Origin of the sequence: Streptomyces sp. NPDC020362, assembly GCF_040642095.1 — a bacterium.
In the GTDB taxonomy this organism is placed as follows: domain Bacteria; phylum Actinomycetota; class Actinomycetes; order Streptomycetales; family Streptomycetaceae; genus Streptomyces.
The window spans coordinates 1-8,080 of sequence record NZ_JBFAET010000293.1; the positions used below are offsets into that span (position 1 = coordinate 1).

Consider the following 8,080-nt stretch of genomic DNA (forward strand, 5'->3'; position numbering starts at 1 on the left):
GCCGTGGCGAGCGCGCCGAGCCGGGCGGGGTCGATGACGGTGTCCCGCGGGGCGATGACCACCCCGGCTCCGGTCATGAGCGGCAGGTACAGCTCGACGACGGCGATGTCGAAGGCGACAGTGGTCACCGCGAGCAGCCGGTCCCGGGCGGTCATGGGGAAGCGGTCCGCCATGTACGACAGGAAGTTGAGCATGTTGCGGCGGGTGATGAGCACGCCCTTGGGCCGGCCGGTGGAGCCGGAGGTGTAGATCGCGTACGCGGGGTGGGCGGGTCGCAGCGGGGCGAGGCGTTCGGCGTCGGTGAGGTCCGTGCCGGAGAGCCGGGCACCCTCGGCCTCCGCCTCGGCGAGCCGGTCGGCGTCGAGGAGCAGGGCGGGGCGGGCGTCGTCGAGGATGTAGCGGACGCGTTCGGCCGGGTAGTCGGGGTCGAGCGGCACGTATCCGGCACCGGTCTTGAGCACGGCCAGCAGCGCGACGGGCAGGTCGAGGGAGCGGGGCAGGCTGACGGCCACCAGGGCTTCGGGGCCGGCGCCGCGGGCCACGAGCGCCCGGGCGAGCCGGTTGGCGCGGGCGTTGAGCCCGGCGTAGGTGAGGTGCTGCCCCTCGAAGAGCACGGCGGTGGCGTGCGGGGTGCGGGCGGCCTGGGCCTCGATCAGCTCCGTGGGGTCGGCGTCCGGCACGGCGCGCACGGTGTCGTTCATCGTGTTAACCACCCTTGAATGGCTGTCGGTTGCGCTGTCGGTTGCGTCAGACGCCGGTTGTGGACGGCTCGGGGACCGCGGCGTCGATGCGCTTCAGCTCGGCCGCGAGGATCCGGCCGATCTCGGCGAGGGCCGCGGGCTTCATGAGGTCGTTGTGGCTGCGCTCCAGGTGGTGGGCGGTGATCTCGCCGCCGACGTAGGGGCGCCAGGTCTCCGGGGTGGGTGAGATGTCGACCTTGTCGAGGGTGGCGACCAGGACGGTGACGTCTCCGTCGAACCGGTCGGGCACGAACTCGTGGACCATGTCCCGCCCGTTGGCGTACACCCGGCCGATGGCCTCGATGTGGTGCGGTTCCAGGCTGGCGAGGGAGCTGCCGAGCTTGCGCAGGATCTGGACGACCTTGTCGTGCCTGAGGGGCTTCCTGCCGAGGTAGCGGCGGTCGTATCCGACCCAGCGCAGCAGGTCGGCGAGGATCTCCTGCTCGCCCAGCTCGGCCAGGGTCTGCCCGGGGTAGGTGTCGAGGATCGCGAGCAGCCCGACCTCCTCGCCGGCTGCCTGCAGGGCGCAGGCGATGACGTGGGCGGCGATGCCGCCGGAGGAGTAGCCGAGCAGGTGGTAGGGGCCGTGCGGCTGGATCCGGCGGATCTGCTCGACGTAGTCGGCCGCCATCTCGTGGAAGGAGCCGGGCAGGGGGCCGGTGCCGTCCAGGCCGCGGGCCTGCAGCGCGTACACGGGCACGTCCTGGTCGAGGTGGCGGATCAGTCCGGCGTAGCACCAGCCGAGCCCGCCGGCCGGGTGCACGCAGAAGACGGCGGGGCGGTTGCCGTGGGGGCGCAGCGGCAGCACCACGTCGAGCGGGTCCTCCTGCCGGTCGCCGCCGGCGATCCTGGCCGCGAGGAGGGCCGGGGTGGGGGCCTCGAAGATACTGCGGATGGTCAGTTCGGCACCGAAGGTGGCACGGACCCGGGCTACCAGGCGGGTCGCGAGCAGGGAGTGGCCGCCCAGGGCGAAGAAGTTGTCGTCCATGCCGGTCCGGGGCACTCCCAGCACGTCGGCGAAGAGCTGGCAGACCATCTCCTCGCGCGGGCTGCCGGGGGCGCGTCCGGTGCCGGGCGCGCTGCGTTCGGGGGCGGGCAGCGCGCGCCGGTCGAGCTTGCCGTTGGGGGTCACGGGCAGTTCCGGCAGGCTGACGAAGGCCGTGGGGACCATGTGGTCAGGCAGTCGGCCGGCCAGTTCGCCGCGCAGCTCGTCGGCGCCCGGGCCACTGCCGTCGGCAGGTACGACGTAGGCGACGATCCGCTTCTCGCCCGGCTGGTCCTCGCGGGTGACGACGGCGGCGTGGCGGACGCCCGGGTGCCGGGCGAGGACGGCCTCGATCTCGCCGAGTTCGATGCGCAGGCCGCGGATCTTGACCTGGTCGTCGGTGCGGCCGAGGTAGACGAGCGCACCGTCGGCGGTCCAGCGGGCGAGGTCGCCGGTGCGGTACATCCGCGATCCGGGCGGGCCGTACGGGTCGGCGACGAACCGCTCGGCGCTCAGTCCGGGCCGGCCGAGGTAGCCGCGGGCCAGCTGCACACCGGCGAGGTAGAGCTCTCCCGGGGAGCCGGGCGCGGCCGGGCGCAGCGCCGCGTCGAGGACGTAGGTGCGGGTGTTCCACACGGGCCGGCCGATGGGCACGGCGCCGCTTTGGGGGGCGCACTCCCAGCAGGTGACGTCGACGGCCGCCTCGGTCGGTCCGTAGAGGTTGTACAGCCCGACGCGCGGCAGCACCTGGAAGAAGCGGTTCTGGAGCTCCTCGGGGAGCGCCTCGCCGCTGCAGATCACCCGGCGCAGTCCGGTGCAGCCGGCGGCGGCCGGTTCCTGGAGGAAGACGTCGAGCATGGAGGGGACGAAGTGCGTGGTCGTGATCCGCTCGGCACGGATCAGCCCGGCCAGGTAGTGGGGGTCCTTGTGACCCTCGGGGCGGGCGACGACGAGCGTGGCGCCGGTGATCAGGGGCCAGAAGAACTCCCAGACGGAGACATCGAATCCGGAGGGCGTCTTCTGCAGGACGCGGTCGTCGGTGCCGAGGCCGTACCGGTGCTGCATCCACAGCAGCCGGTTGGCGATGGCCCGGTGGGAGACGACGGCGCCCTTGGGACGGCCGGTGGAGCCGGAGGTGTAGATGACGTACGCCGGGTGGTCGCCGGCCGGTGCCGGGCCGCCGGGCGGGGTGCCGGGCTGGGCGGCCAGCCGGTCCGCGGTGTCGTGCGTGTCCAGGACGAGCAGGGGCACTGGCAGCTCGTCCGGCAGGCCCGTCGCCGTCGACGCGGTGGTCAGCAGCAGCGCGGGCCGCGCGTCGGAGAGCATGAACCGGATGCGCTCGGCCGGGTAGTCGGGGTCCACGGGGAGGTAGGCGGCGCCCGCCTTGACCACCGCGAGCAGGGCGGTCACCAGTTCCACGGAGCGGGGCACGGCCAGGGCCACGAGGCTCTCCGGCCCGACGCCCCCGGCGCGCAGCAGGTGGGCGAGCCGGTCGGCTCGGGCGTGCAGTTCCCGGTAGGTCAGAGAGCTGTCCTCGAAGCGCAGGGCGCCGGCCTCGGGCGTGCGCCTGGCCTGCTGTTCGAGCAGCTCGGCCAGGGTGGTGTCCGGCACGGGGTGCGCGGTGTCGTTGTGCGCCCGTAGCACCAGGTCGCGGTCGGCGGTGTCCAGCAGCTCGATGTGCCCGACGGGGGTCGCGGGGCCGGCGTCGGCCAGCCGTTGCAGGAAGCCGATGAATCGGTGCTGGTGGGCGGCGATCTCCTCACCGGCGTAGAGGGCGGGGTTGGCGTCGAAGTCGACCTGGAGGCCGCGTCCGTCGGATCGCTCGTAGACGATCACCGAGAGGTCGTCGGAGGGGCCGATGGAGAGGTTGTGGACGACGGCCGGGAACGCGCCGAAGGTGAGCCCGTAGTCGAACATCATGATGTTGATCTCGGGGCCGACGAGCCGTCCCCCGCCGCCCAGCAGGTTGCGGTCGCGGACCAGGTCCTCGTACCGGTAGTGCTGGTGCTTCATCACCGCGCGCAGCTCCGCCGAGACCTGGTGGAGGAGTGTGTCCAGGGTCAGGTCCTGGGTGACGGGCACCCGCAGCGGCACCACGTTGGAGACCATGCCGGGCACGGAGCGGGCGGCGCGGCCGAGGCGGCAGGAGACGGGGACGCCGAGGACCACCTCGTCGGCACCGGTGGAGCGCTGCAGATACAGGGCCGCGGCGGTCATCATCATCGCCGGCCAGGTGACGCCGGCCTCACGGGCGGTGTCCCGCAGCCTCTCCAGGCCGTCCGTGGGGAGGAAGGAGGTCCGGCGGACGAGGCCGTGCGCCATGACCGGCGTGCGGTCGGACAGGCCGACCGGCTCGGGGCAGCCGGCCAGCCGCTCCTGCCAGAACGCGCGGTCGGCGGCGAAGCGTTCGCCGGCGCGGTAGTCGGTGTCGGCCGCCACCAGGTCGGCGACGGCGCCGAATCCGCTGGGCGTCGGCTCCTGACCGGCGGCGAGCGCGGTGTACAGGTCGGCGGCCCGGCGGGCGAGCAGGGCGACGGCGAAGCCGTCCACGGTCACGTGGTGGTAGCGGTAGAACCAGAGGTAGCGGTCGGTGGCCACGCGCAGCAGGGCGAAGCGGAACAGCAGGTCGTAGCGCGGGTCGACGGGCTCCGAGAGGGCCTGGCGCATCCACTGCTCGGCCGCCGTCCGAGGGTCGTCCTCGTGCCGCAGGTCCAGCTGTTCCAGCGTCCAGTGCGGGTCCGGGTCGGCGATCTGCCACAGGCCCTCGCCGTCCTCGACGACATGCATCCTGAGCGCCTCGGCCTCCTCGACGAGGCGGCGCAGCGCCTGCTCGAAAACGCCCGTGTCGATGGTCCCGCGAATCTCCAGGTATTCGGCCGCGTTGTAGATCGGGTTCTTCGGATCCAGCTGCTGGGCGAACCAGATTCCGGCCTGGGCCGCGGTCAGCGGAATACCGTCTCCAAGCATGATTCTCATCCACCCCTAACAGGCAACTTCAGCGAAAAACCTCGAGCAGTGAGCGGGGTCGGCCCGCGGATGCCGGGAACGCATTGAACTCTCGCACCCACCGGAATTCGCCGACAATGCCCACTGCATCAAGCTGCCAAAAGGCCCGGGACATGCGGAACGGGCGTTGGCAGCCAACTGCCAACGCCCGTTCGGGGCCCGCCGTGTGCGCTGTTGGTCAGCCGCCCGTGGAGCGGGCCAGACTGGCCGGCCGCATGTCCGTCCAGTGCTCGTTGATGTGGTCGAGGCACTCCTGCCGGCCCGCCGCGCCGTGCCGTACGGTCCAGCCCGCGGGAACCTCGGCGAACGAGGGCCACAGGGAGTACTGGCCCTCGTCGTTGATGAGTACGTAGTAGGTCGCGCCGTCGTCCTCGAAAGGATTGGTGGCCATGGTCCTGTTCGCCTTTCTCTGCGACTTCTCCTGCTTTTCCTGTGGTGCTTCCGTGTCGGTCAGGCCGCGGCTTTCGCTCGGACCGATTCGACGAATCCGGGCAGCCGGTCGACTCCCCAGTACTTGTCGAATCCGACGATGAAGAAGGGCACGCCGAACACACCGTCACGGTGCAGCGAGTTCAACGCCCGAAGGCCCGTCTCCCGAATGTTCGGGTCGTCGTGCGCGTGCTCCAGGACGAAGGCGTCGACGCCGATGTCCCGGCCGATCCGTGCCATGGTGCCGGGGTCGGAGATGTCCTCGCCGCGCTCCCAGCGCGCCCGGTAGGTCTCGGCGATGAACGCGCGCCCGGCGCCGAGGCGTTCGGCGGCGAGGTAGGCGAGGTGCGAGACTTCCCAACGCGGCGCGGGGTCCACCGGCCAGACCATCTCCAGGCCGCGCGCCCGGGCGAGGCGGCGTACGTCCTGGAGGATGTAGAGGTGCTTCTCCTTGGACATGGGGACGTACGGCAGCGTGACGTTGTCGCGCTCCAGTTCGTCCAGGGCCGGCTGGTCGGGCTCCCAGAACGGCAGCCACTCGATCCGGTCGGCGACGTCCGGGTGGTGGTCCACAAGGTCCCGGTAGGCCATCCAGGAGTAGGGGCTGCGGAAGGAGAAGTACCAGCGCGGTCCGCGTCGTGCCATCACCGCCTCCAACTGTCGTGAGCTCAAGGGTGGTTCGTGGTCGGGGTCGTGCCGGCCGAAGGCCTCAGAGGGTGATGCCGCCGTCGATCTGGAGCACGGCGCCGGTGATGTACGCGGCACGGTCCGAGACCAGGTAGGCGACCAGGTCGGCGACCTCCTCGGCGGTGCCCATGCGGCGCAGCGGGATGGCGGCGAGGGCGTCCTTGCGGGCCTTGTCGTTCATCTCCGCGACCATGTCGGTGTCGATGAAGCCGGGGGCGACGGCGTTGACCCGGATGCCGGAGCGTCCGGTCTCCTTGGCCAGGGCCCGGGAGAAGCCGATGATCCCGGCCTTGGACGCGGAGTAGTTGGTCTGGGTGGCGTGGCCGTGGACACCGGCGACCGAGGAGATGTTGACGACGGTCCCGCTGCGGCGCTTCATCATGCCGAAGACCGCGGCGCGGCACACGTGGTAGACGCCGTCCAGGTTGGTGTCCATCACCTGCCGCCACTCCTCGTCCGTCATGAGGACGAGCGGGTTGTCGCGGGTGATGCCGGCGGCGGTGACGACGGCGTCCAGGGCGCCCAGGTCCGCCTCGGTCGCCTCGACCCAGGCACGTACCGCGGTGGCGTCGGCGACGTCCACGCGGGTACCGGCGATCCGGACGCCGAACTCCTCGCCCTCCTTCTCCAGGGTGCGGGCCGCGGTCTCGTCCGAGCGGTAGCAGAAGGCGACGTCGAAGCCGTCGCGGGCCAGCGCGCGGACGGTGGCCCGCCCGATGCCGCGCGACCCGCCGGTGACGAGCGCCACCCGGTTGGTGCTGTCGGTCATGGCTGTCTCTTTCGTGAGGGTGTGTCAGTCGCCGTCGGGGCGCAGGACGGAGGCGGGGCGGAAGGCCATGACGATGCGTTCGACGGTCATCACCGGCTCGCCCGCGGAGCGGCACTCGCCCTCGAAGAGCACGGTGTCGTCGACCCTGCGGTCGAGCCGGACGCGGTGCTCCAGGACCTCGCCGGGCAGCACCGGGCGGTGGAAGGTGACACCGGTCATCCCGCCGAACAGCATCACCTGGCCCTGCAGGACGTCCGGGTTGGGGTCGTCCCAGGTGGCGAGGACGCCGGCGGCCTGGCACCAGGACTCCACCAGGAGTACGGGCGGGTACGCGAAGTCCTCCTCCGGGCTCTCCGGGCCGTGCTTCTCGTACCAGGGCTCGTTGCAGGTGACCGCCTTCAGGGCGACCAGCCGCTCGCCGGGGACGATGTCGACGAGCCGGTCGACCAGCAGCATCGGGAAGCGGTGCGGCAGCCGGGCCCTGATCTCGCGCTGGCCGGTCATGCCGCCGCCTCACCGGCCGGCCGGCGGGCGTAGCGCAGCCGGACGCTCGCGGCGGGTCCGCGCCCGGTGCTGAGCCTGGCCCGGCACTGCCAGTCGCCGGCCGGGGTCTGCTTCCACGCCATGGCGATGTCCACCCGGTCGCCGGGGAAGACGGGGCCGGTGAACCGGGCCGACTCCACGGCGGCCAGCGAGGCGCCCTTGGCCCCGTCGGGCACGGTGGCGAGGGCGCCCTGGTGGGTGCACTCCACGAGACAGACGCCCGGGAAGATCGGGAACCCCGGGTAGTGGCCGGGCAGCACGGTCTCGGCGGCGTCCACCGTGAAGCGGGCCGCGGTGGCGTACTCGCCGTCGCCGGGCAGCACCTCGACGGCCCCCGCGAGCGGACTGGCGCCGGTCATCAGGCCACCCGCGCGGCGTCGAGCTTGCCGAGCAGGAGGTCGTAGGCGCTCTGCAGGGTGACGATCTGCTTGAGGTCGGACTCCGGCAGCTTGATGCCGTACTTCTTCTCCAGGATCACGACGACCTCCAGGGCCATCAGGGAGTCGACCTCCAGGTCGTCGACGAACCGGGCGTCGTCGGTCACCTCGGCGACGTCGACGTCGAGCACCTGCGCCACGAGGGCGCGCAGTTCTTCCTTGTCCAGCACGGTCTGGGTCCTTTCCGGAATGCGGGGAGCGGGCAGTCGGGGCGGGGCGGTGGTCAGCGCAGCCGGAGCAGGGCGCAGCCGACGCTGCCGGTGCGGTCCACGGAGGTGATCACGCCGATGCGGCCGGCCGCCCGGTCGGGCCGGTCCGCGGCGTACGCGAGGAGGGCGGCGGCCTGGAAGGCGGCCGCGGCGGCGCCCGTGTCGCCGATCAGCGGGGCGGGCGTCAGGTCGGCGGGGCCGGCGGCGCCCAGCACCTCGTGCACCGCCTCGGTCTCGGCGCCGCCCTCGTGGCCTGGCGCGCCGGAGCGGGCGAC

At 72.3% G+C, this 8,080-nt stretch carries 8 protein-coding genes and 1 pseudogene; all 9 read right to left on the reverse strand.

Annotation, left to right across the window (positions count from 1 at the left end):
* The coding region (locus AB0H32_RS44830) for an AMP-binding protein (RefSeq protein WP_361134362.1) at positions 1-701 on the reverse strand (701 nt) is incomplete at its 3' end.
* 46 nt (positions 702-747) lie between these two features.
* Positions 748-4,692, reverse strand: coding sequence for an amino acid adenylation domain-containing protein (locus AB0H32_RS44835; RefSeq protein WP_361134365.1), 3,945 nt, complete (start codon positions 4,690-4,692; stop codon positions 748-750).
* A 217-nt stretch (positions 4,693-4,909) separates the two neighbouring features.
* Positions 4,910-5,122 (reverse strand): MbtH family protein, encoded by a 213-nt coding sequence (locus tag AB0H32_RS44840; RefSeq protein WP_361134368.1) that lies wholly within the window; start codon positions 5,120-5,122, stop codon positions 4,910-4,912.
* A gap of 59 nt (positions 5,123-5,181) precedes the next feature.
* The gene (locus AB0H32_RS44845) at positions 5,182-5,805 is read right to left on the reverse strand and encodes a DsbA family protein (protein WP_361134371.1); all 624 of its coding nucleotides are present in this window, start codon (positions 5,803-5,805) and stop codon (positions 5,182-5,184) included.
* 64 nt (positions 5,806-5,869) lie between these two features.
* Positions 5,870-6,616: a 3-oxoacyl-[acyl-carrier-protein] reductase gene (gene fabG, locus AB0H32_RS44850; RefSeq protein WP_361134374.1), complete on the reverse strand. Its 747-nt coding sequence runs from the start codon at positions 6,614-6,616 to the stop codon at positions 5,870-5,872.
* Between the two features lie 24 nt (positions 6,617-6,640).
* On the reverse strand, positions 6,641-7,120 hold the full coding sequence (locus AB0H32_RS44855) for a beta-hydroxyacyl-ACP dehydratase (protein WP_361134377.1): 480 nt from the start codon (positions 7,118-7,120) through the stop codon (positions 6,641-6,643).
* Positions 7,117-7,518, reverse strand: a complete 402-nt coding sequence (locus AB0H32_RS44860) for a hypothetical protein (RefSeq protein ID WP_361134380.1) — start codon at positions 7,516-7,518, stop codon at positions 7,117-7,119. Before AB0H32_RS44860 ends, AB0H32_RS44855 begins: the two co-directional genes overlap by 4 nt.
* Entirely contained in the window at positions 7,518-7,766 is a 249-nt protein-coding gene (locus AB0H32_RS44865) for an acyl carrier protein (protein WP_361134383.1), read from the reverse strand. The genes AB0H32_RS44860 and AB0H32_RS44865 overlap by 1 nt, the downstream gene beginning before the upstream one ends.
* A 53-nt stretch (positions 7,767-7,819) precedes the next feature.
* Positions 7,820-8,080, reverse strand: a pseudogene (locus AB0H32_RS44870) (3-oxoacyl-ACP synthase); the annotation flags it as partial.

Excerpts from the sequence above, each read along its gene's own strand:
- AB0H32_RS44835 (WP_361134365.1), bottom strand. The coding sequence starts at position 4,692 with ATGCTTGGAGACGGTATTCCGCTGACCGCGGCCCAGGCCGGAATCTGG.
- AB0H32_RS44840 (WP_361134368.1), bottom strand. The coding sequence starts at position 5,122 with ATGGCCACCAATCCTTTCGAGGACGACGGCGCGACCTACTACGTACTC.
- AB0H32_RS44845 (WP_361134371.1), bottom strand. The coding sequence starts at position 5,805 with ATGGCACGACGCGGACCGCGCTGGTACTTCTCCTTCCGCAGCCCCTAC.
- fabG (WP_361134374.1), bottom strand. The coding sequence starts at position 6,616 with ATGACCGACAGCACCAACCGGGTGGCGCTCGTCACCGGCGGGTCGCGC.
- AB0H32_RS44855 (WP_361134377.1), bottom strand. The coding sequence starts at position 7,120 with ATGACCGGCCAGCGCGAGATCAGGGCCCGGCTGCCGCACCGCTTCCCG.
- AB0H32_RS44860 (WP_361134380.1), bottom strand. The coding sequence starts at position 7,518 with ATGACCGGCGCCAGTCCGCTCGCGGGGGCCGTCGAGGTGCTGCCCGGC.